The 22644-nt window shown below is 46.0% G+C and carries 19 protein-coding genes; 10 read left to right on the forward strand and 9 right to left on the reverse strand.

Annotated elements, in window-relative coordinates; genetic code table 11:
- Positions 1-268: 268 nt before the first annotated feature.
- The 3 genes from QZZ54_RS12045 (at position 269) to QZZ54_RS12055 (ending at position 2802) form a co-directional block, all read left to right on the forward strand.
- Complete coding sequence (locus QZZ54_RS12045; RefSeq protein WP_290702937.1) at positions 269-1189, forward strand: HDOD domain-containing protein; 921 nt, start codon at positions 269-271, stop codon at positions 1187-1189.
- 313 nt (positions 1190-1502) lie between these two features.
- A complete protein-coding gene (locus QZZ54_RS12050; protein ID WP_290702938.1) occupies positions 1503-2192 on the forward strand; it encodes a HupE/UreJ family protein in 690 nt (229 codons plus the stop codon).
- A gap of 10 nt (positions 2193-2202) precedes the next feature.
- A complete protein-coding gene (locus QZZ54_RS12055; protein WP_290702939.1) occupies positions 2203-2802 on the forward strand; it encodes a hypothetical protein in 600 nt (199 codons plus the stop codon).
- Between the two features lie 214 nt (positions 2803-3016).
- Here QZZ54_RS12055 and QZZ54_RS12060 read toward each other — a convergent pair whose 3' ends face one another.
- The 4 genes from QZZ54_RS12060 to QZZ54_RS12075 form a co-directional block, all read right to left on the reverse strand.
- The gene (locus tag QZZ54_RS12060) at positions 3017-3859 is read right to left on the reverse strand and encodes an SDR family oxidoreductase (protein ID WP_290702940.1); all 843 of its coding nucleotides are present in this window, start codon (positions 3857-3859) and stop codon (positions 3017-3019) included.
- Between the two features lie 107 nt (positions 3860-3966).
- Entirely contained in the window at positions 3967-7230 is a 3264-nt protein-coding gene (locus tag QZZ54_RS12065; protein WP_290702941.1) for an EAL domain-containing protein, read from the reverse strand.
- Between the two features lie 238 nt (positions 7231-7468).
- Positions 7469-7639 (reverse strand): hypothetical protein, encoded by a 171-nt coding sequence (locus QZZ54_RS12070; protein ID WP_290702942.1) that lies wholly within the window; start codon positions 7637-7639, stop codon positions 7469-7471.
- A 47-nt stretch (positions 7640-7686) separates the two neighbouring features.
- Entirely contained in the window at positions 7687-8775 is a 1089-nt protein-coding gene (locus QZZ54_RS12075; protein ID WP_290702943.1) for a site-2 protease family protein, read from the reverse strand.
- Positions 8776-8896: 121 nt separating this feature from the next.
- Here QZZ54_RS12075 and QZZ54_RS12080 point away from each other — a divergent pair, with 121 nt between their 5' ends.
- Positions 8897-9556, forward strand: coding sequence for a glutathione S-transferase (locus tag QZZ54_RS12080; RefSeq protein ID WP_290702944.1), 660 nt, complete (start codon positions 8897-8899; stop codon positions 9554-9556).
- A 78-nt stretch (positions 9557-9634) separates the two neighbouring features.
- On the opposite strand, the gene umuC is transcribed toward QZZ54_RS12080, so the two are convergent.
- From umuC to QZZ54_RS12095, 3 genes are all read right to left on the reverse strand, one after another.
- Positions 9635-10897: a translesion error-prone DNA polymerase V subunit UmuC gene (gene umuC, locus QZZ54_RS12085; RefSeq protein WP_290702945.1), complete on the reverse strand. Its 1263-nt coding sequence runs from the start codon at positions 10895-10897 to the stop codon at positions 9635-9637.
- 2 nt (positions 10898-10899) lie between these two features.
- Positions 10900-11340, reverse strand: a complete 441-nt coding sequence (gene umuD / locus QZZ54_RS12090; protein ID WP_290702946.1) for a translesion error-prone DNA polymerase V autoproteolytic subunit — start codon at positions 11338-11340, stop codon at positions 10900-10902.
- 818 nt (positions 11341-12158) lie between these two features.
- The gene (locus tag QZZ54_RS12095) at positions 12159-12374 is read right to left on the reverse strand and encodes a dodecin (RefSeq protein WP_290702947.1); all 216 of its coding nucleotides are present in this window, start codon (positions 12372-12374) and stop codon (positions 12159-12161) included.
- 252 nt (positions 12375-12626) lie between these two features.
- On the opposite strand from QZZ54_RS12095, the gene QZZ54_RS12100 reads away from it, so the two are divergent.
- The 4 genes from QZZ54_RS12100 to QZZ54_RS12120 all read left to right on the forward strand — a co-directional run bounded on the left by QZZ54_RS12100 (position 12627) and on the right by QZZ54_RS12120 (position 18586).
- On the forward strand, positions 12627-13880 hold the full coding sequence (locus QZZ54_RS12100) for an MFS transporter (protein ID WP_290702948.1): 1254 nt from the start codon (positions 12627-12629) through the stop codon (positions 13878-13880).
- Positions 13881-14112: 232 nt separating this feature from the next.
- On the forward strand, positions 14113-15582 hold the full coding sequence (locus QZZ54_RS12105; protein WP_290702949.1) for an ATP-binding protein: 1470 nt from the start codon (positions 14113-14115) through the stop codon (positions 15580-15582).
- Positions 15583-15644: 62 nt separating this feature from the next.
- The gene (locus QZZ54_RS19195) at positions 15645-16406 is read left to right on the forward strand and encodes a DUF3465 domain-containing protein (RefSeq protein WP_366645519.1); all 762 of its coding nucleotides are present in this window, start codon (positions 15645-15647) and stop codon (positions 16404-16406) included.
- A gap of 530 nt (positions 16407-16936) precedes the next feature.
- Positions 16937-18586, forward strand: a complete 1650-nt coding sequence (locus QZZ54_RS12120; RefSeq protein ID WP_290702950.1) for a fatty acid--CoA ligase — start codon at positions 16937-16939, stop codon at positions 18584-18586.
- A gap of 158 nt (positions 18587-18744) precedes the next feature.
- Here the strand turns inward: QZZ54_RS12120 and QZZ54_RS12125 are convergent, their stop codons facing one another.
- Both QZZ54_RS12125 and QZZ54_RS12130 read right to left on the reverse strand, forming a co-directional pair.
- The gene (locus QZZ54_RS12125; RefSeq protein ID WP_290702951.1) at positions 18745-19551 is read right to left on the reverse strand and encodes an ion transporter; all 807 of its coding nucleotides are present in this window, start codon (positions 19549-19551) and stop codon (positions 18745-18747) included.
- Between the two features lie 512 nt (positions 19552-20063).
- Positions 20064-20981, reverse strand: a complete 918-nt coding sequence (locus tag QZZ54_RS12130) for a LysR substrate-binding domain-containing protein (RefSeq protein ID WP_290702952.1) — start codon at positions 20979-20981, stop codon at positions 20064-20066.
- Positions 20982-21206: 225 nt separating this feature from the next.
- Between QZZ54_RS12130 and QZZ54_RS12135 the strand changes: the two genes are divergently transcribed.
- Together QZZ54_RS12135 and QZZ54_RS12140 are read left to right on the forward strand one after the other, a co-directional pair.
- On the forward strand, positions 21207-21677 hold the full coding sequence (locus QZZ54_RS12135) for a TRAP transporter small permease subunit (protein ID WP_290702953.1): 471 nt from the start codon (positions 21207-21209) through the stop codon (positions 21675-21677).
- Position 21678: 1 nt separating this feature from the next.
- On the forward strand, positions 21679-22644 hold a 966-nt coding region (locus tag QZZ54_RS12140; protein ID WP_290702954.1), incomplete at its 3' end, for a TRAP transporter large permease.

Consider the following 22644-nt stretch of genomic DNA (forward strand, 5'->3'; position numbering starts at 1 on the left):
AGAGTAATTGTTTATCGATCGATAAAGCATGATTGACCCGTGGCTTGATCGTCATTCTGGATTCTCCAGAAGACCTTGGGCAGCGCCTTTTACATAGCTTTAATTAGCAGCATCAGGTCTCTCCCGCATAAGTAGTTATAAAAAACAGACTTTTTCCTATATACAGCTCCCTGTCATTCTCTAACACTTAGAGATAATGGAACTTAAATTAATAAGTAGACACAAGTTCGCTTCCTTTTTTTGGAGCTTATGTTTCATATAGGTGCATATGCTAAAGGAAATTGTCAGAACGAAGCTGACCCTTGAAATGATAGAGAACCGCATTCAAAGTATCCCAGCATTTCCTACTGTGGTGTGTGAGTTAATGGAACTCGCCCATGATGCCGATGGCTTTTTTGAGAAGATGGGTAATCTGGCCGAAAAGTCACCTCTCTTAGCATCCAGAATCCTTAGCTTTGCAAACTCAGCAGCTTCTGCCCCGAGCTCGCCTATCATAAATATTCATGATGCACTTATACGCCTAGGTATTTTTAAAACACTATCGATGATAACAATGGCTTCTGTTTCCCGGAATCTTCCGTTATCTAAGCCTCAATATAGAGCGATCTGGAGCCACTCTATAGAAACAGCTTATTTGAGTAGGCACATTGCAGAGAACCTGCCTGATTTTCATGTAGACAAAGGCTTGGTCTACCTTTGCGGACTGCTACACGATCTTGGCCGTTTTGTTTTTCTACAGATATCTTCAAAAATCATAGATGTAATAGAGGCGCTGGGTTGGGATACCTACCATCAGCTATCTGATATTGAGTATAAGTTGTTCGGTTTTACCCATGTAGAAACAGGCACTCTTGCAGCAAAAAAGTGGCAGCTACCTGAAACAATTTCCCAGGTCATACAGCATCATCATCAATTCGATTTATGGCAGAAAGAAGAAGGCACTCTTGAGTTTCGACAACGTCTGACAATAGTACAGTTTGCAGATTCTATCTGTACCTTAATTCAGCGAAATCCAGAATGGCGTGATTGGTCTGACAGCATACTGAAAGAGCGTATTATCAAAGACTGCATACATAAAAACTGGCCCACCATAGATTTTAATGTTGACCAACTCATTTCAAACCTCCCTGATTTGATCGCTGAGTGCAATGAAGTCTCGAAAGAGATGGGAGTCGAGCTTGGTGACTGATCGATAAAGCTATCACCAATATAAATATGGAGGGGGGAGGTGTACGATGCTTACTCTCGTTGTCTTCCAGGTTTGACCAGCGAAGCAATAAAATAAAAGATTAAGGCTAGGATCTATTATCCGATATAGATGGCACCAAAGTTCAGCCGAACTTTTATCTTGTCAATGATAGAGTGTCATACAGATAGCGTCTGCGTATTGTTCCTAAATACTTTCTTTAAAATAGTCTCTGAATGCCTGTGACTTTATAACTGAGACATTCCCTATGTATTATAAATCATCGTTTCTGCGGTGGGTTTCGGTTTTTTCTCCAATGCAGGTATTTATCTTCCTGTTCATTTTACTGATGTTGTTCACTGGGTTCGTGCCATCAAGTTTGGCTCACGGAGTCTCCGACGGCGATGCTTTGTTTATTGAGCAGGCCAGTGGGATGCAACTGCTTCCTTTTGCCTATCTGGGCGCGAAACACATGGTGACCGGATACGATCATCTCCTATTTCTGACAGGCGTCATATTCTTCCTCTATAAAATGAAAGAGGTGTGCATCTATGTGACGCTGTTTGCTATAAGCCATAGCGTAACACTTTTATATGGCGTACTTAGCGGGGTGCAGGTTAATGCTCATATTGTTGACGCAATTATTGGTCTCTCTGTTGTCTATAAAGCCTTAGATAATCTGGGAGCCTTCAGGCGTTGGTTTGGTTTTCAACCCAATGCCAAAGGCGCTGTGTTAGTTTTTGGCTTCTTTCATGGTTTCGGCCTTGCAACTAAGCTTCAGGACTTTGCTTTGCCTGAGGAAGGGTTGATTGCCAATATTTTAGCCTTCAATGTTGGTGTCGAATTAGGTCAACTATTGGCACTGGGTAGCATTCTCATCCTAATGAATTTCTGGCGTAAAACAGACGCTTTTGCCCGGCAGGCTTTTACCGCTAATGTCGCCTTAATGTCTGCTGGTTTTATTCTGATTGGCTATCAGTTAACAGGCTATTTAACGCTTTCCTGAGGTATCAAATATGCGAGATATATCTGATCTTAACCACGATGAGCTGCCATCTGCGACAAGCCTAATTAAAGCCACCGTTCTGGCGGCTGTATTGGGTCTTTTAATTCTTATTACTTTCATTTTGCCCGCAGAATATGGCATTGATCCTACTGGACTGGGAGATAAGATGGGGCTGACCCTGTTAAATGCCGAACCTGTGGTAGAAGCACAAAGTAACGCTCAATCTTCTAATCTAGTCACTACTTCGCTAAGTGCGCCCATTCCGCCTGTTTGGGTAAGCACTTCTCCCTATCGTTCTGATGAGATGTCTTTAATTTTACAGCCAAATAAAGGGACAGAAATTAAAGCCAGAATGAAAATCGGTGAAAACTTTGTTTTCAACTGGAAAACAGAAGGAGGGGATCTGTACTTCGATATGCACGGGGAAAAACTGAATGCAGGCGATGAATTTACCAGCTATTGGTTGGAGCGGGCGAGATCCACAGCCAGCGGCTCCTTTGTAGCCCCGTTTGCAGGGACGCATGGCTGGTATTGGAAAAACAATGGCGCAGAGCCTGTTACTATTCATCTGAAAGTCAGCGGATTTTATGAAGAGCTTTACAGGCCCTGAAACTCCTCCAGAAAATCCGATCACTACGCTACATTTGTCCGATCGTTGCGCTTGTCCAGATCTCGTAGAAACGATGTATTAGTCCTGTAGGAGCGCCGCCCTCGTCACGATAAAGCTATCAGCCATGAATCGCCCCTGGAAGGGGCTCCTACAAAGGAAGTCGACGTCAGATCGTTACGTTGATACGCTTTTTTCAGATCACGGACTACGGCTCTTATTTATTCTCCGATGCTGACGCCTTCAGTAATATCCAGTCGAGTAATCTGGTCGACAGAACCCGTCGAAGAAAGCCAAACAGGTGGGTGGGGAAGGTGACGTAATATCGAGCTTTAGGTCGCTTTTTTTCCAATGCGAGAACAACCTTGTCTAACACCGCTTCAGGCCCCAGGGTGAAGGGATCATCACCACTGTCTTCTTTGCTTAATCGCTGCAGTACTCTCTTATAAGTCTCGTGAAAAGGGCTGGTCTCTATATTGATATTGTCGCGAAATGCCTTGTGTGCATTGACTCGGAATTGACTTCTTATCGGGCCTGGCTCGATGAGAGACACGTGGATATTGGTATCTGCCAGTTCTTGGCGCAGAGTGTCAGTGTAGCCTTCCAGAGCAAACTTACTGGTATTGTAGGCACCCCGAAAGCGCATAGTGATCAATCCAAGCACCGAGCTATTCTGAATAATCCGGCCAAAACCCTGGCGGCGCATCAGCGGTAATACCCGACAGGTGAGCTCATGCCAGCCGAGGAGATTGATTTCCAGCTGCTGCCGAAGCAGGTCGCGGCTGAGGTCTTCAATGGCTCCAGGCTGGCCGTACGCGCCATTGTTAAAAAGGGCATAAAGCTCACCACCGGTTTCAGCTTCAACCCAGTCCATCGCTTGCTGAATTGATTCAGATCGCTCCAGATCAAGTTGAGTAGACTCTAGTCCCTGCTGTTTCAGCAGCTCAACATCTTTGAGCTGTCTTGCTGTGGCAATAACGCGATAGCCCCGTTTTTGCAGGCCGATAGCGACATGCTGGCCAATACCACTGGAGCAACCGGTAATCAGTACAGTTTTCATCTGCGTCCCTTAGAGTGTTACAGATAGCTTTAAATTTAGATCTGAATAGCTGCAGATACTAAGGGGTCTGTACTGATGAGGCTAGCGCTTCTTTCACTTACTGGTGATCAGTGCTGTTTTAACATTGAAAGGAAGGAATGCTCAGGAACGCCTTTACTGAAAAGAAAGCCCTGGGCGTGAAAACACTTTTCATCGATCAGGAATTGGCGCTGCTCTTCGGTTTCCATGCCTTCTGCGATAACTTCCAAACCAAGACTGTTTGCCATTGCAATGATAGCTCTGGAGATAGCCTGGTCATTCTTATCAGCTGGTATGTCGGTAATAAAGGAATGGTCTATTTTCAACCGGTCGAGCGGGAGCTTTTTCAGGTAACTCAGAGATGAGTAGCCAGTACCAAAATCGTCTATAGCCAAGCGAATGCCCATCTCACGTAGCTGTTTCAGCTCATTGCCTGCGCGATTAGGGTTGTTCATGATGACACCTTCTGTGATCTCAAGTTCGATCATATCGCTGGAGCAATTATTTCGGTTGAGGATTTCTGCCACTTCAGCTGCCAGAGTATTCGAACCAAAATGGCGCGCTGAGATATTGACCGAAATTCGTGGAACCTCATACCCCGCTTGCTGCCACTCTTTAATGTTTCGGCAAACAGTGTCGAGCACCCAGCGGTCGATAACCTGTATCATGCCGGTTTTTTCTGCTATCGGAATAAAACGCCCTGGTTCTATCGTTCCCATCTGCGGATCTTTCCAGCGAATTAGTGCTTCAGCTCCAATAATACGATTATCTCGCACGTCAATTTGAGGCTGATAATGTAGAACAAACTGTTCGTGCTCTATGGCGTTGCGCATAGCACCGACCATCAGAATTCGCTCAAAGGCCTGGTCGGTCATATCCTGGGTATAGAAGTCATAGCGGTTCTTACCCGATGCCTTTGCCCTGTACATGGCGGTATCAGCATTACGGATGAGTGCTTCTATTTCCTCCGCATCATTCGGGTAGAGACTAATACCGATACTGAGACTGACATGTAGCTGATGCTCATCCAGTTCGATAGGGTTATGAAATGCATCCAGCAAGTTTTGTGCGATGACTGCTGCGTCATCCGGGTGGGAGAGATCCTCTACTATGATCGTAAACTCATCGCCGCCTAAGCGGGCAATGGTGTCATTTTCACGTACATGATCTTTCAACCGCTCCGATACTTTTTTCAGTAGCTGGTCGCCTAGGTTATGACCAAAACTGTCGTTTATCTCTTTGAACTCATCCAGGTCGATAAAGAGTAACGCCAGCCCGGTTTTAGTCCGCTTTGCGTGACGTAGCGCCTGTTTCAAACGGTCAGAGAAGAGCAGTCGATTGGGTAGTTTCGTCAACGGGTCGTGGTGAGCCAAGAAATCCAGACTCTTCTCTTTATCTCTAAGCTTCTTATGTATCCTGATATGCTCAGTAATATCCCGACTGGATTCTACCAGCCCAGTAACCTGACCTTCAGCGTCATACAGAGGGCTGGCCATTAGCTCAAAGGTTCGTTTCTCTCCTGAGCTTATCGTGTATTCATGTACCCGGGTGGTTGGGCGTTTATGAGCCATAACCTCTTTAAGCGGACAAACCTTGCAGGGACTACCGGTATCGTTCACTTGTAAATAGCAGGGTAGGTTCTCTTTTAGCTGACAGTTAAAAAAGTAGTCGTTTGCAGTACGATTAGACTTGATAACTCGATAGTCGGTATCGATAACCATAACGGGATCACCGATACAGTCGATCACCGCCTGTAGAAAGTCGCTTTCCTCGCGGGACTTTAACTCTGCCTGCTTACGCTCTGTAATATCCCTAACAGTGAAGAGCACGACTAACCGTCCATCGGATTCCTGCAGGGTTGCGCTAATTTCAACGGGTACGCTTTGCCCGTCTGAGGTGCTATGAACGGCTTCAAATACAGAACCGTTATCATCCGCTTGAATCTTCTCTACCTGCGCTTTCCACATCTTCAGACTAGAAGCTTTCTCGCTAAAGTCTGTGATATATCTCTGTAATATCTGCTCTCTGCTGTAACCCAGGTAGTCACAGGTAGCCTGGTTGATATCTAATACTTGGGACGTTTCAGCATCGATAACAAAAAGAGCGTCATTACTGCGGTCGATCAGCTGCCTGAAAAGATGAAGCTGTGAGTCAATCCGATGTTTCTCCGTCAGATTGGTCAGCAAACAGTGGGTTTGAATAAATCGTTGTTGCTCATCACGCACCAACTGACCATCAAATTGAACGTCAACCACATTGCCGTATTTTGTCAGTAGTTGATAATGGATATCGGAGGCAAAACCTTTCTGTTTGAAGATAGAAAAACAGTGATTGAATTTCTCTTCTTGTCCTTCAGTCAGTAGTGTCTTAAAAGGTTTTCCGGTTACCTCATTACTTGAATACCCCATCATCTTTCGCCAGCTGGCGTTTACTTCAAGAATACTTCCATTAGCATCCAGTGACTGATAAGCAAGAGGGGAGTTTTCAAAAAAGCCACGGTAATGAATCTCCTTATGACGACTACTGGTCAATTGATGATTCAGGTTTTCAATTGCCTCCTGCATCATACGAATAAAGTGTGTTTGCATTCGATCAATCAGATGCTGCCGCGTGAGTAAACCAATGGTTGTCCCATCAGCATCGCATACCAAAAGCCGCCGGATTTTCTTTTGTTCCATGATATGCCGGGCTTCTAGCAATGATGTGCCGCCCAGAATGGTTGCTACCGGGCTGCTCATATACTGGCTAACCAAGGCTTTATTCAGGTCGATCTTATCATCTAGTAGTCGTACAACATCTCGTTCGGTGAGAATGCCTTTAGCTTCCTTACTGCTACCCACTACGACACTACTAATCTTCTTGTTATTCATTATCTTGAATGCATGACGCAGGGTGCTATCAGCGTCCACAAAAAGGATGACCTGCTCCATTACTGCTTCTACATGCTTAATCTCTGCCAGGTATTCAAAACCGAGGTGCTGGACAAAATCTGTTTCAGTAGCAATCCCTTTGAGACTGCCATCCCGGTTGATCACTATAATATGGCGCAGATTTTCTTTCTGCATCTGCTCATAAGCCTGCTGAAAGTCACAGTCTGCATACATGGTTTTTACAGGGGAGGTCATAATATCAGCGGCGGTTAGTGATTCCAGATCTGGCTCACTGGTGCTGACAAGCTTGATAATATCTTTTTCAGTAATGATGCCCAGCGGAGTGTTCTGTTCAATGATGACAATTGAACTCACGTGTGACTGACGCATCCGGTGAAGGATGCTTAAAATAGAATCTAAGGGGGCCGCATGGAGAACATCTATGCTACAAATAGTGTTCAGGGTTACCGCTACTTCTGACATCCGGACTGCATCCTCAGATAAATTCTAAAATAAGACTTATTCTATAAACTTGAAAAAGAGGAAAATTATCACAGGGGAAAAATCAAAGTATTGATACCGCTCTTAAAAAGAGCAATTGGGTGTTTTTTTACTACCTATTTTCTGTTTAATGTGGGTATATTCATTGATTATAAGCCTCAATCTCTGTCGTTCTTATACAAAAAAGGCAGCCTGCAGGGCTGCCTTTTTGCTTTTTTCGTTACTTTTTAGGTTTTTTCTTGAAAATATTCAGCAGTTTCTGCTTTGGATCCTGCTCTTCAGTAGGCAGAGCCTTCTCAAACTTATCTTTCATCTCACTGAGCTGCTTCTCTTTGCGTTTATGGCGCAAATCATCCCGCTTACTGTTGATATCGACGACGTTATCACTCATATTCCGGCACTCATACACTGTTAAACCATGGTAACTTAACCAGCAGTTTAGCTCTGTAATACTTTTAGCGGAAGCCCCAGCAGGGCATCACCCAGGCCACTGAAGTACCAGATGATTGCGATCAGTCCACCCACGGTTAACAGATACCAGGCGCTGGCGACTAACTTGCCATACCGATCCAGCGGTAATAGTAAGCTGTGATGGCGGTTACGCCATTCGAAAAATACTTCGATGCTGCCAATAATCAGCAGAAAACCCAGCAGCGCCAGCCCAAAAGTATAACTAAGCCAGACGCCACCAGCGGCAGCAGCCCCGCAGAGCAACAGCCCTGCCAGTGAGCTCATTGAGAAGGCAATACTTTTTAATACATGACCGCCATCCAAAGGCAGGATAGGTAGTAGGTTGAACAGGTTTAGCAGAGCATTAAAAGCACTTAGTCCGGCAAAAAACATTGAACCGGTTATCCAATAAGCAATCAGACTTAGCAGAGAAAGCCCCAAACCAAAAAACGGTCCCATCAGAGATATACACACATCCTGCCAGCGGGTATTGATACGCGCATCACTCAGAGCAAGACCGCCCACGAATGGGATCAAATAGATCCCCTTGGTCTTCATACCAAAGTATTTCATCGCACGGATATGGCCATACTCATGTATCACCAGACAGAAGATTAGCGCCAGAGCAAAGGGGATAGAGAAAAACCATGAATAGGCAGCTAAGCTGGCGCCGGCCATAACCACTTTGATGATCTTGGCACTTTTCAGTAGTTTCAGGCCCAGAGCACCAAGGCCTATAATACTGAATGAACGTTTCTCCTGCCGGATAGGCCCTTGGGGGACCTGCTTTTCCATCAGTTCGCGTCCATGCCCTCCGTTTGCAACCAGCTGCTCACCCATATAAAAGCGATAGCTGATGTTTACCGGGTCCCACTGAACCTCCGTTTCCAAGCGGCACTGCAGAGTTTCACCTTGCTCATTTTGTAGCTCAAACAGGTGCTCACTGATGCCATCAAAGTCGCCATCTGCATCGCGCCGGGAGATCGGTGTATTATTCCAGAACAACAGTTGCCAGCCCGCCATTGAGCCTTCCAGCCGTAGGCTCTGTCCCTGATAATCCAGATTAAGTAATTCCACATTTACTTCCTAAAAATAAGTTACTGGCGGGCATGGTTGCATAACTTGATAACAGTTTAAAGTGACTTCTTCCACCAAACCGATAGACTGCGTTTTTTGCCATCTGTTGTACACTAGCCTTATGAAAACAAACCACCCCATACTCTATTCATTTCGCCGCTGTCCCTATGCGATACGCACCCGGTTAGCTATCGCTGGCAGCGGGCTAGTCGTGGAGCTGCGCGAGGTCGTATTAAAAGATAAGCCTGCTACGATGCTGGAGGCCTCTCCAAAGGGCACCGTACCTGTTTTAGTGCCACTCGAGGGCAGGGTAATCGACGAGAGTCGGGATATTATGCGCTGGGCATTGCGACAGAGTGACCCTAACAACTGGCTCTGTAGTGATGATCCCGACCTGCTTTGGCAGATTGAGGGGTTGATTCAGGAAAATGATTTCGTATTCAAGCAGCATCTGGACCGTTACAAGTACTTTGAGCGCCACCCCAGTCATCCGCAGAGCTATTATCGAGAGCAGTGTGAAGTAACTTTAGTTAAGTTGGAGCGGCTGCTACAACAGCACAGTTTTCTTGCTGGAGAGAACTGTAGTCTGGCTGATATAGCGATCTTTCCTTTTGTCCGTCAGTTCGCCCATGTGGATAGAAACTGGTTTTATAGTGCGCCATATACAGCCTTGCAACGCTGGTTGGATCATCATCTGGAATCGACTCTTTTTACCGGAGTAATGACAAAGTACCCGCAATGGAAAGCAGCTGACAAGCCCTGTTTATTTCCTGACAAATAGATCTAAGTTAGATTAATAAAACTAAGTAATATATTGTTTTATATAATTTAAAATATAAATTCTGTGTTCAATAGCTTGTTATGCTCTAACCAAAGGTAGCTGATCCCAGCGCGTCGTGTAGGCTGGTGAGAGGTGATTACGCTGCATCTGCCAACCGGTGCTAAGCATCTCTCCAGCAAAGCGAACCTGACCCCGACCACTCTGATTGATATTATCGATCGCTTGCATTAATCGCATCGCGGAAGGTGATTCCGGAGCTTCAAAAAGGGAGGGCTGAAAGTGTCCCGACAGATACAGGTCGGACAGCATAATGCCTGCTTTCATATAGCGACAACCAGGTCGCCAGATCGATTTCAGTAATCGATGTGCGGTACCACATAGGCGTCGTGAATCTGCGCTGGGCACGCTCAAAATTCGGCTCGCGCTGTTGCTATAGAATTGTTCGTGCTGACTATGAGGATTCGTACGGATAAACACAGTAATCACTCTGGCTAAACTATCTTGCTCCCGCAGTTTCTCAGCTGCCCGGGCCGCATACTGCGCGATAGCTGAGCGCATATCCTTGTGCTCGGTAATTCGATGGGCAAAAGAACGACTACAAAGAATCTGTTGCCGAGGTGGAGGGCACTCTTCCAGCTCCATGCAGGGCTGACCGTTCAGTTCTCGCACGGTACGCTCCAGCGTTACGGAGTAGTGGCTGCGAACCCACGCTGGATCACAATCAGCGAGGGCCAAAGCGGTTTCTATACCTTGCTGCTTCAATCTTTGTGACAAACGCCGGCCCACGCCCCATACCTCCTGCACCGGCAACAAACTGAGTAAGCGACGCTGTCGGTGCCGGTCACTCAGGTCCACCGAGCCCAGAGTCGCCGGGTACTGCTTAGCGGCGTGATTTGCGAGCTTGGCCAGGGTTTTCGTCGGCGCGATACCCACCGATACATGGATGCCGGTATATTGATATACCCGCTGCTTTAACTGTAGACCGTGCTCCACCAGCGAATGATTAGCTTCAAGGCCGCTCAGATCGAGAAACGCCTCATCGATTGAGTAAACCTCAATAGCAGAAGCCTGCTGTTCCAGAACGGTCATAACCCGGGCGGATATATCGCCATAGAGTGCATAGTTGGAGGAAAAAACGGCAACATTTTCCCGATCGATCTGTTCCTGTACCTGAAACAGCGGCACCGCCATCTTGATACCTAACCGTTTAGCCTCTGCACTGCGCGCTACCACGCAGCCATCGTTGTTAGATAGCACGACGATGGGGCGTCCCTGCAGGTCGGGTCGGAACAGCCTTTCACAGCTGGCATAGAAATTATTGCAGTCGACCAGGGCATACACCGTTACTTACCCCGCTGACGTACGGAGTGGACAACCGTCGTGACCACACCAAACAGCTCAAGGGTACTTTCTTCGCCTAGCTTAATGGGCGCATAGGCAGGGTTATGGGCCACCAGCTGTAATACAGGGCGCGTGTTCAATTCTTTAACCGTAAACTCTCCATCGATACAGGCGATGACAATATCTCCATGAACCGCGGTCAATGAACGATCGACCACCAGAACGTCTCCGGAAAAAATACCAGCCCCTTTCATCGAATCGCCATCTGCCCGGACAAAATAGGTAGCTGCCGGATGCTGGACGCAGAGCTCATTCAGATCCAGAGTGCGCTCAATGTAATCTTGTGCGGGCGAAGGAAACCCTGCAGCAACACTGTTCATAAACAAAGGTAGAGCAATCGAGGCGGAAGGGCGCAAATAACGCCCCAGCAATGAAATATGCATAAGTTGTAAACCATACTGTATATATAAACAGCATATTAGAGTCGGACTGCATCTGAGTAAAGCAGGTTAAGCTGTTTAATGGGCGTTATCTGTCGATTAGATCGATAATTCGTATTATAAATACAGAATACATATTATGTTTTTATTCGTATGTCCTGATTATCTAGTTAGCGACACTGTATTCGCAGTCAGATCTATAACGCTTATATCTGCTAGACCCAAAGGTCGGCAGGGCCTGTTGTATCTGCAGCTATCAAAGCCCACAACAAAGTATTCCCTGGATTAAGGAGCCGCTTATTTATGGGTCGTTGGTGAGTTTTCTTGGGAGAACTCGAGTAATGGGAGCGATGAATCTAAATGCTACATAATTGATCGATATTGCCTGTGGCGATCTACCACCTAAATATATGACTCGTGCAGGGGTTGGGTCTGTTGTTGTTGTTTGACTTTAAATGCGGGCTCTCCGTCAGCTGACTGAAAACTATATATCGATAGCGCTATGACAGCGGGCATTGTAGCCTTTAGACCTGCTGGAGAATTCGATTTACCGGGCATGAGATAGAAGGGAAGCGGTTCTGTTTTTTAAAGCTATATTCAGTTTTTGCTCTTTGGCCGCACCTGACTAATACACGTACTTTATCAAAAATCAGGACTTAGGCGATTAGCTTGAATTGACCCCAAAAAACAATTACAAAGTCAAAAAAACACCCGATAAAGAAAAACTATCATGAGTTAAACTAATTTATAGATAATCTTCTTATAAATTTGATTTTAAATTGATTTTTATAGAAGCAAAAAACTCATGCTCCTGTTTTATTCTAACTATGCTCCAGTTTGAAACCGACCTTCAGAGTTACTTGGAAATGTCCGATTTCACCATTTACAACATGTCCACGAGTTTCAATAACCTCAAACCAATCGATGTTTTTTAACGATTTACTACACTCCGCCAGCGCATTACGAATCGCATCATCAGTCCCTTTTGGCGAGGAACCAACAACCTCAATTTTCTTATAAGTATGGTGATCAGACATAACCTTTTACCTCTTTAAATAATGCCTATAACAGAGATAAGCGTAGTAGAAAAACAGCAAGGGAATACATATATGTTTGAAACGACTCTCTGGAAGAGAATGTTTTCAGTAAAGCGGGTACAAGGCTGTTAATCAGTTTTACGTCATTTCTATCACCATCTGTACCTGCCGATTGCCATTTTCGATCTGTATAATGAGCGCTTAGTTAACGCCATATCATCTCAATGCTTGGACCTTATCGAATACAATCCTATGAATAATCATGTAAAGCTTCTGAGCATATTCGTCGTTGCCGCCTGTTTGATACTTGCCATCAACTTTGGCTTGCGCTCATCAATGGGTTTCTTTATGGCGCCTATATCCAGTGAGTTTGGGTATGGCCGTGAAGTTTTTGCCTTTTCTCTGGCGTTACAGAATCTCTGCTGGGGTCTGTTTCAGCCCTTTACTGGCGCTTTTGCTGATCGTTTTGGTACGTTCAAAACACTGATTATCGGAGCGCTGATCTACGCATTGGGAATGTATCTGACAGCCACGGCTGATAGCGCCTGGGCACTTCACAGCGGGGCGGGCATTCTGATTGGGATGGGCATTGCCGGAACCGGCTTTGGCGTGATTCTGCCAGCACTAGCGCGTATGGTTGCGCCTGAAAAACGTGCTTTCGCATTGGGATTGGGTACCGCGGCCGGCTCTGCTGGCCAGCTAATGGTTATCCCGGTAGCTCAGGCCTTTATTGCCAGCTATGGCTGGCAAACAGCCTTACTGCTGTTGGGCGGCGGGGCGCTTTGCATGCTGATATTTGCTGCGCCTTTTCGCAAGGATTCAGAGGGAGGTGAAGCTGACCAGGAAGAATCATCACAGCCCCTTAAAGAAGCACTGCAGGAAGCGGGGGGCCATCTACATTACTGGCTATTGATCGCTGGCTTTTTTGTCTGTGGCTTTCAGCTTGCGTTTATTACGGTGCATATGCCTTCATTTTTGTCAGATCAAGGTTTTGACGCTTCAGTCGCCGTGACCAGTCTGTCGCTCATTGGGTTGTTTAATATCTTTGGCTGTTTGCTCTTCGGCTCTTGGTCAGGCCGCTATTCAAAGAAAAATCTGTTGGGTATTATCTATGCGCTTCGGGCAGTGGCTATAGCGTTATTCATGCTGTTGCCAATGACGACAACCTCCGTTTATCTATTCTCAATTGCGACCGGCTTTCTGTGGCTGGCAACCGTTCCGGCAACTTCGGGCCTAGTCGTACAGATGTTTGGTCTTAAGCATATGGGGACTCTATACGGCATTGTTTTCCTGAATCACCAGCTGGGCTCGTTTACAGGTGTCTGGGTGGGCGGCTACATGTTCGATCAAACTGGTAGTTATAACAGCGTCTGGTGGGCTGCCGCAGGAATAGCCTTACTCACTGCGGTTATTCATATCTTCATTGATGAGCGTCCGGTTAAGCGTCTACGTCAAAGCCGAAGCGGCCGTCTGCCAGGTTCACAAATGACGGCAATTGACCAATAGACGTAAAATCCTTATTCCGGGAAAGCATAAATTAAGGCTTATAGAGCAATTTCCTTTGAGCAAGATGCAATGTTAATAATCACATCAGCACCAGCTCCTATAGAGTAAAACGGATATCAAAATCCGACTAAGGCTATATTCAGGCAATTAAAGCGGCTATTATTCTTATCGGTCAATTATTATCATGGCAGAACTTCCTCTCCGTTATTCATCAGGATTAGTTAAAATACATATGATTAAACATGCACTCTTTGTACTCGCACTCTGTTTACATAGCCCTTGGGCTGCCGCTGGCATCGACTTATTTAAAGATGAAAACGGTAAAACCAAGTGGCAACATCTGGCTAATTTTAGTAGCGCAACGCTAATCATTATTCTGTCGATCGCAGCGGTATATCTGTTTATTTATAGCCGGCGTGCCCACAGAGCTAATCGTGAACTGACCACCATTAAGCAAGAACTGGAACAGCGGGTTAAAGAGCGAACAGCAACTATAGACGAATCAAACAAGAAGCTAACGCAGAGCAACTTGTTACTGGAATCCGAGATTTCAGAGCATGTCATCACCTCTGATCAGCTACGTGCGTCTGAGTCATATGTCAAAGACATACTCACCTCGATGCCTCTGATGCTGGTAGGACTAAACAAAGATGGGCAGGTAACCCAGTGGAACAGGCGAGTTGAAGAATTGTCTGGCGTATCTTCTGAGAAGGCGCTCGGAAAAACGCTTTGGGAAGCCTACCCAACCATGACCGTGGTACCAGAACATATTCAGCAGGCGATTGAACAGAACAAAACAATCCACCTGAAACAGAGCCTTCGAAGCCTGTCTCATTTTGACATTACCATCTATCCATTGCAGGGCACCGAAGCCGGGGTTGTTATTCTGGTGGATGACGTTTCAAAACAAACGACAGCTGAAAACCTGCTAATCCATAACGACAAGATGTCGTTTATGGGGGAGCTGGCCTCAACTATGGCCCATGATATTAATATCCCATTGCAGTCGATCCTGATGGATATAAAGCGATTTAAAAACATCATGGCGTCCGTTCCAGCTCTAGAGCAGGGCGATAGTGATACATCAGCTCAGATGGATGTGATCTTCAGGGATATGTCCGATAAAGGCGACCAGGTTTCCAGCATTATTCACAACCTGCTGACGTTCGCCCGTAATCGCCAAGCTGAAAAACAGATGGCCGACATTGTTGATGTAATGGAGCATACGGTTAACCTGGGTAAAGAGGTAATCACAATCTCTGAAGGGCTGATGTTTAGAGAGGTGAAGCTGGAATGGCAGATTGAAAAAGGCCTCCCACAGGTCCCCTGTTATATCACCGAATTACAGCAGGTTTTCCTTAGCCTGTTCCGTCACGCCTGTATTGCGATGCAGAAGAAACTTGGAAATGAAAGCCTGGTAAAAGAAGGCTTCGAGCCAACCATAAAAATCATTCTTTCAGAGAGCTACGACAACCTTTGGGTAAAGATTCAGCATAACGGTGTTGGCCTGACCAGCGAGGAGCAGATGCGATTGTTCGAACCGTTTTTCAGCAATAGTACTCAGGCTGAAGATTTTGATACCGGGCAGCATCTGTCTTTCTCATACTATATTATCAGTGAACAACATCAGGGCCATATGGCAGTCACTTCAGACCCTGATCTGGGGTCAACTTTCCATATGCAGCTGCCAATTAATCACTAGGCCGCTATGGGGTTGAGATCTAAGTAATAAGCAGCAGGTACCTAACAGGAAGATAACGACCAATGGAACAGCAGACAGGGACGTTGGTGGTCTGGAAAAATGACAAAGGATTTGGCTTTATCAAGCCAGCAGACAGTAGCAAAGACGTCTTCGTGCATATTCGAGACTTCGGCAACATCCCCCGTAAACCTCGCACCGGCGACATAATCCATTATCAGCCCATGAAGGGCAGCGATGGCAGACTTCGGGCTGCTGATGCCCATATCTCCGGCGTTACCCGCAACACATCACCAGCAAAGCCTCAGAAGCATTCCCAGCCCAGCTCACACAACCCGCGAGGCGCGATATCATCTAAGCGCAAGGGCGGAATCAGTCCGCTGAGTATCGCTATTATAGTGATCGGGCTCGTTGTTCTGGGCATGGGCTACAACAGCTTTCGCGATCAACCTAAGTTTGCGTCACAATATTCAAATGATCAGGCGTTAGTTAATAACGATGAGGGCCTGCAACAGGCGTATAAGAACCGCCAAAGTAATCTTCAAATCAGCGCGACAGGAACTGTCACACGAATACTGCCAGACGATCTAGAGGGTAGCCGCCATCAGAAGTTTATTCTGCGTATGTCATCCGGGCTAACGATATTAATCGCACATAATATCGACCTGGCTCCGCGCATCAACTCATTGGAAGAGGGTGACAGCGTTAGCTTCAATGGTGAATATGAGTGGAATAGTAAAGGTGGCGTTGTGCATTGGACCCATCATGACCCGAGAGGTCGCCATACCGATGGTTGGTTAATGCACAAAGGGCATAAGTACCAATAGCATAAGCTTAAAAGTGCGGGTAAAAAAGAGGAATGATATAAATATAAAAAAGAGGGTGAGGGAGCGTTATATCCATAAAACCCTCCCCCGATCAGCGATCCATTTCCATGTAGCCTATGCTTCCTGCAATCCTTCTAGCTACTTTGCTGAGTTCCACAACCTAATCCTTGGTTGTCCTGAACTTGTGCGGCATAGTAAGGGTCGCTCAGGAGAATGTATCTAAGAGTTATTCCTATTTTTTGATCCATATTAATTAATAGCTTAAATTGTTTGATCCAGGACAATTAAGTACACAACATCGTAATTAGGCTCACAGCACACGAACCCCATAATCTGCTTTCCCCGCGACATAATGATTTGCAGATCCCCCCTCATTTATGCCTATACTCTATCTCAATAAAGTACCTGAAAAACATAGAGCCAGAGACTTAAGGTCTGACCAACACCAGCCCTGACTAATTGTAAGAACCGGAGCCCCATATGACGCAACCTGTCATGAAGGACGCGATGATTTAATTAAGGGAACAACAATGAAAACAAAAATAATAGAGCCTGCAGCTAACGCCCATCCGTCTCAGTTGTTAATCAAAAGTTTATTGCTGTCGGGGAAGCGATATAACCCCACCCAGGAGATCGTCTATAGCGATCTGTTTCGATACGATTATCAAACCCTGTATAAGCGTATCTGCAAACTGGCAAACGCCTTAAGTGATGCAGGCGTACAGGCGGGAGAGACCGTGGCCGTTATGGATTGGGACAGTCACCGTTATCTGGAAGCCTATTTTGCAGTACCGATGATCGGTGCGGTTTTGCACCACGTAAATGTCCGCCTTAGTCCTGATCAAATTCGCTATACCATGGATCATGCAGAAGACAATTTTGTATTGGTCCATGATGATTTTGTGGTCATCGCTGAGCAATTAGCCGACCAGCTACCCAGCGTGCGTGGTTATATTCAGCTGAGCGATGAAAAACAACAGGTAACAACATCACTGAATACTCTAGGCGAGTATGAAGCATTGCTGCAGGATGCCAGTGAGGCATATGACTTTCCCGACTTCGATGAAAACTCGGTCGCGACGATGTTTTATACCACGGGCACAACTGGTAATCCGAAAGGGGTGTACTTTACTCACCGTCAATTAGTACTGCATACGCTGGCCGAGGCGGTGTCGATGGGTGCCTATAATGGTCAGCCGCTAATGCGCTCTGATGATGTCTATATGCCGATGACGCCCATGTTCCATGTGCATGCATGGGGTGTTCCTTATTTGGCTACCATGCTCGGTGTAAAACAGGTTTATCCCGGGCGCTACGAGCCGAACAAATTAGTTAAACTTTACCGGGAAGAGAAGGTGACCTTCTCCCACGGCGTACCGACCGTGCTACAGATGATTCTTAACTGTGAAGAAGCGGAACATACTGACATGAGCGGGTGGAAGATGCTCACCGGCGGCAGCGCACCAACAATGGCACTGGCACAGCAGATGGCCGACAAGGGGATACTGCTTTATACCGCCTATGGAATGTCAGAAACCTGCCCGATACTGACGATGACCAGCTTAAGTCCCTCAGAACGTGAGCTTGATTTAACTGAACAGCTGCCTGCACGGATAAAAACAGGCGTACCCACCGCTCTGGTAGAACTAAGAATTGCAGACCCGGCAGGCAATGATCTCCCCCATGATGGTGAAACCGTCGGTGAAGTTGTTGTTCGCTGCCCCTGGCTGACTCAGGGCTATTACAAAGAGCCCGAAAAAAGCGAAGAGCTGTGGCAAAACGGCTGGCTGCATACCGGCGATGTTGCCTCCATCGATGAAAACGGTGTATTGCAGATTAAAGACCGGATAAAGGATGTGATTAAAACCGGAGGTGAGTGGATATCCTCTATTGAGTTGGAAAGCCTGATCAGCCAGCACCCACAGGTCGCAGAAGTAGCCGTTATAGGGGTTCCCGATGAGAAATGGGACGAGCGTGCATTTGCTCTAGTTGTACCAGTGCCCGGTGAAAAGGTCGATACCGGGGAAATTCAGACACATCTGAAGCAGTTTGTTGAGAGCGGTCGAATTAATAAATGGGCGGTACCCTCGGAGATCAGCTTTGTCACAGAAATACCTAAAACCAGCGTTGGGAAGCTGAATAAGAAAGAGATACGTCTACAGTACAGTTCGCAAAAGTGAACCTTTCAGGTGACGTTGACTTGAGTAAAACTGAGCTGCTTTAGTACGATTGTAGCGATTATTACCAACGTAACTATCTGAAAGAAATGCGTCATGGTGGAAGAGCAGACTCTAGCTGCGTTTAAAAACGCAGCTAGAGTATTTGGCGAAAGAGGTTACTACTTTGTCTGCTGCTGTAACATCGTCTTAATCTGTTCCAGCTGCAATTGAAGATCAGCAATTGTAGGCTCGTGTGCATCTATCGCTTCCTGCTTTCTGATCTTCTCGTGCTCTTCATCTAAGACGTTAACCACAATACCGATCACCATATTCAAAAACGCAAACGCAGTGAAGAAAATGAAAGTCAGGTAGTAGACCCAGCTAAGTGGATATACCTCCATCGTTTCATACATTACATCGGTCCAGTCCTCGAAAGTCATCACCCGAAACAGCGTCAGTAGTGAAATAGTAATATCACCCCAAAGCACTGGATTGATGTCTTCAAACAAAGTGCTTCCGATAGCTGCATAGATATAAAATATTATAAACATCAATAGGATAATGTAGCCTAGTTGAGGCATCGCTTTAATCAGTGAGTTAAGCAATAGTCGCAGTTCAGGTATCACAGATATCATCCGCAACACCCGGAATACACGGACTAATCGGGCGACTAGCGCCATATCAGTGTTATCAATAGGAATCAGGCTGATAGTCACGATCAGTGTGTCAAAAAGGTTCCAGGGGTTTTTGAAGAAGTCTTTCTTATTCTCCTCACCCAGAAAACGGATGGTGATCTCAATCAGAAAGAACGCCGTAATGAAGCGATCCATCCAGGATACAAGCGCGAGCGAAAGGGGGGAAAGCTCGTAGGTCTTCGCACCAACAAGAAGCGCCGAACTGATAATGACAAACACCACAAACAGCTCGAACGCTTTATTACTGCGCAGGATTGTGAGTTTAGACTGTAACTTGGCAAAATTTATCATGGTGACGCGATTCCATAGCCGCTCTTTCATCAGGATAAGCGGCAACTAATAAGCTGATGGCTAAAAATTGAAGAAAGAGTAGTGACTGAAGCTTTTGAGAGCGCCATTTTAAACAGAGATATAAGTGATTTGAAACAGTTTTAACGCTAATAGAACTATATTTTGGATCATACCGAGGTGTTATCAAGAGAAGCGACACTGTGGCGGTCTCAAAAAATACAATAATGATTTCAGTGAACCACTAATTTAAGGATGAAATACGCAGCTATAACTGTTTTTGGGGACTGCTTCCGTGCTTAATTTCTCCATTAACAACATCAAACCCAAGCAAAACATCTGAAGCCCGATTGTTAGCAGTATTTATTGCAAATGAAGGAGCAAGGCTCGAACCTATCGACTCAAGACGGTGGATCGTCAAAGTTTTCACCCTTTGTTAATACTGCCACGGGCCCTTAGCGGCTATTAAAGTTACGCGAGGGCTTTAATCTCAACCTAGAGCATAAGTGACCTAATCACATGAACTGATCATTAAGACGTTGTATCTCACTTAACAGCAGATCAATAAAGCTACTGGCCAGAACAGATGCCGGTCGATGTGCTGGATTTAAAACTGAGATAGAGAGGGTAACTTCCGGCTCAAAGCGCTTGAATACCAGCTTGGCTCTATCATCAAATCGCTCAAGATAGCCACTGGCGGTCATCGGATCGCAGATACAGTAACAAAGCCCTTCTTCTACAAGTTTCAAAGCCGGCTGGAAGTTACGTAGTTCAAACCGCTGATTCAATTCTGCACCCTGTTTTTTGAATGCTTGTCGGGTTGAATGATAGTTTGGATGGTCATCATGTAGGGTTGCCATTGGCTCGCCCGAGAGATCCTTAGCCGTAATGAACTTTTTACTTGCAAGAGGACTATCTGATGGCAGGGCACATACACACTTAAGAACAAAGGTGCGCATCGACAGAGCCCGGTTAATAGGTGGCGTTTCTGCCAACCCGATATCGTATTGCTGTGAAGCTACCCATTCCTCAATCACTGAAGAGGCGCGCATCATCATCGACACATTCACTTTCGGTTTGTCCCGCACAAAGTCTGCTACCAGCCGCGGCATCAGGTAATTTGCTGCGGCAGGCATACAGGCGATTCTCAGTCGACCTTGTTCAAGCCCGGCGATCTCCTTCATTGTTCTTGAGGTTTTACTGAGCCGATCAAGAATGTGCCCAGCTTCTTCTAGAAAATAGTGAGCTTCAGGCTTTCGAATCAGTCGACCACGTTGTCGCTCGAAAAGCTCAACTCCCAATTCGTCTTCAAGCGTGGCGATCATGTTACTCACGGCAGGCTGGGTTCGCTGTAATGTTCGGGCAGCTTCTGAAATTGATCCCGTTCGCATAACTTCACGAAAGCACTGCAACTGGCGAATAGTGATGTTCATATTGCCTTCCCCTAGGCTGAATCCGCTGAAAAACCATTACTAAAAAGATAGATCAGCTTTTCACAAAATATTTGTGATTTTTAACTAACTGTTATTCATAAGAAATATTACTAACCATAATTTAATATTATGGAAGTATCAATATTTTGAAATTGATTTTATGCCTTCCCGTTGCAACAATTCATGGACTGATAACGATAAGAATAGTGGCCAAGGAGCTTTCTGATGAACAAGTTTGCTAGCTATCTGTTAACCGGGCTGATCTGCCTAGTGGCAGGTGGTCAGTTTCTCCAGGTAATCACACGTTACGTGTTAGAGATTCCAGTTATGGGGTTGGAAGAATCCCTGCTGTATCCAACGCTGTGGTTATACATGCTAGGTGCCGTGAATGCCTCGCGTGAGAATACGCATATTCGAGCCAATGTGCTGGAAATTTTCTTGAAGACTAAACGCCAGATAACCACATTAGCCATCGTTGGCGAGATACTGAGTTTGGTGATTGGTTGCTGGCTAACGTATTGGGCATGGGACTTTACCAAATACTCTCTGCGTGTATGGAAAGAGAGCCCAACGCTTTACATTCCAACTTTCTATGTCGATGTGGCCTTGCTGACCGGCATGGTCTTGATGATGCTTTATACCGCGTGGCACTTGTGGAATCACATCTGCGACCTGACTACTGATAAGGAGCAATAAAATGATTGAAGTTGCACTGATAGCAGTGGCTGTTCTGGTTGTTGTGTTGACCTTGGGCCTGCCACTTCCTTACTGTTTTGGCGCTGGCCTGATGGTGATGTATTACTTAGGTGATGTCTTCATGAAAGGCAATATGCTGTGGGGATTCCAGCAGCTGGGTAATCCAGTTCTATTAGCGATACCGCTGTTTGTTTTTGCGGGAACTATCATGAGTGTTAGCGGGATAGCCGCCAGCCTACTTAACTTTGTTAATATCTTTGTCGGGCACTTACGCGGTGGTCTGGGTGTGGTAGCGACCGTCAGCTGCGCTTTGATTGGCGCTATTTCAGGCTCAGGCTTAACAGGTGTAGCAGCCATTGGCCCGCTACTCATTCCTGAAATGGAAAAACAAGGCTACCCCCGTGAATATGCAACAGCGCTCATCGCGAACGCTTCTTTGCTAGGGCTGTTGATTCCACCAAGCGTCACGATGATTGTTTATGGCTGGGTGACGGACACCTCGATTCTGGCCTGCTTCCTGGCGACATTAGGGCCCGGTCTGTTGATCATGTTTAACTTCTCCGTGGTTAACGTATGGTTAGCTCGAAAGTTTCCTTTGGTTTTGAATGAACGCTTAAAAGGAAAAGAGTTTGTTGCTGAAGCGACGACTCGCGGATTTAATGCGACCCCTGCGTTACTGATGCCCGTGATTATTTTAGGCGGCATCTACGGTGGCATTATGACACCAACTGAAGCGGCGGCTGTTGCAGTTATATACGCTATACCGGTGGGTTTCTGGATCTATAAAGGGCTTGATCTGAAAACCTTCTTAGCTGCAGCAAAAGAGGCATCAACCTCAGTCGGTACTATTATGCTGATGATCTTGTTCAGCATGATTTTGTCACAGATCTTTGTGGTAGAAAGTGTACCGCAGGCGATCGTTGAATCAATTTTTGAGATCACTGAAAACAAAGCTGTTTTATTAGTC

Origin of the sequence: Amphritea sp. (assembly GCF_016744155.1) — a bacterium.
Taxonomy (GTDB): domain Bacteria; phylum Pseudomonadota; class Gammaproteobacteria; order Pseudomonadales; family Balneatricaceae; genus Amphritea.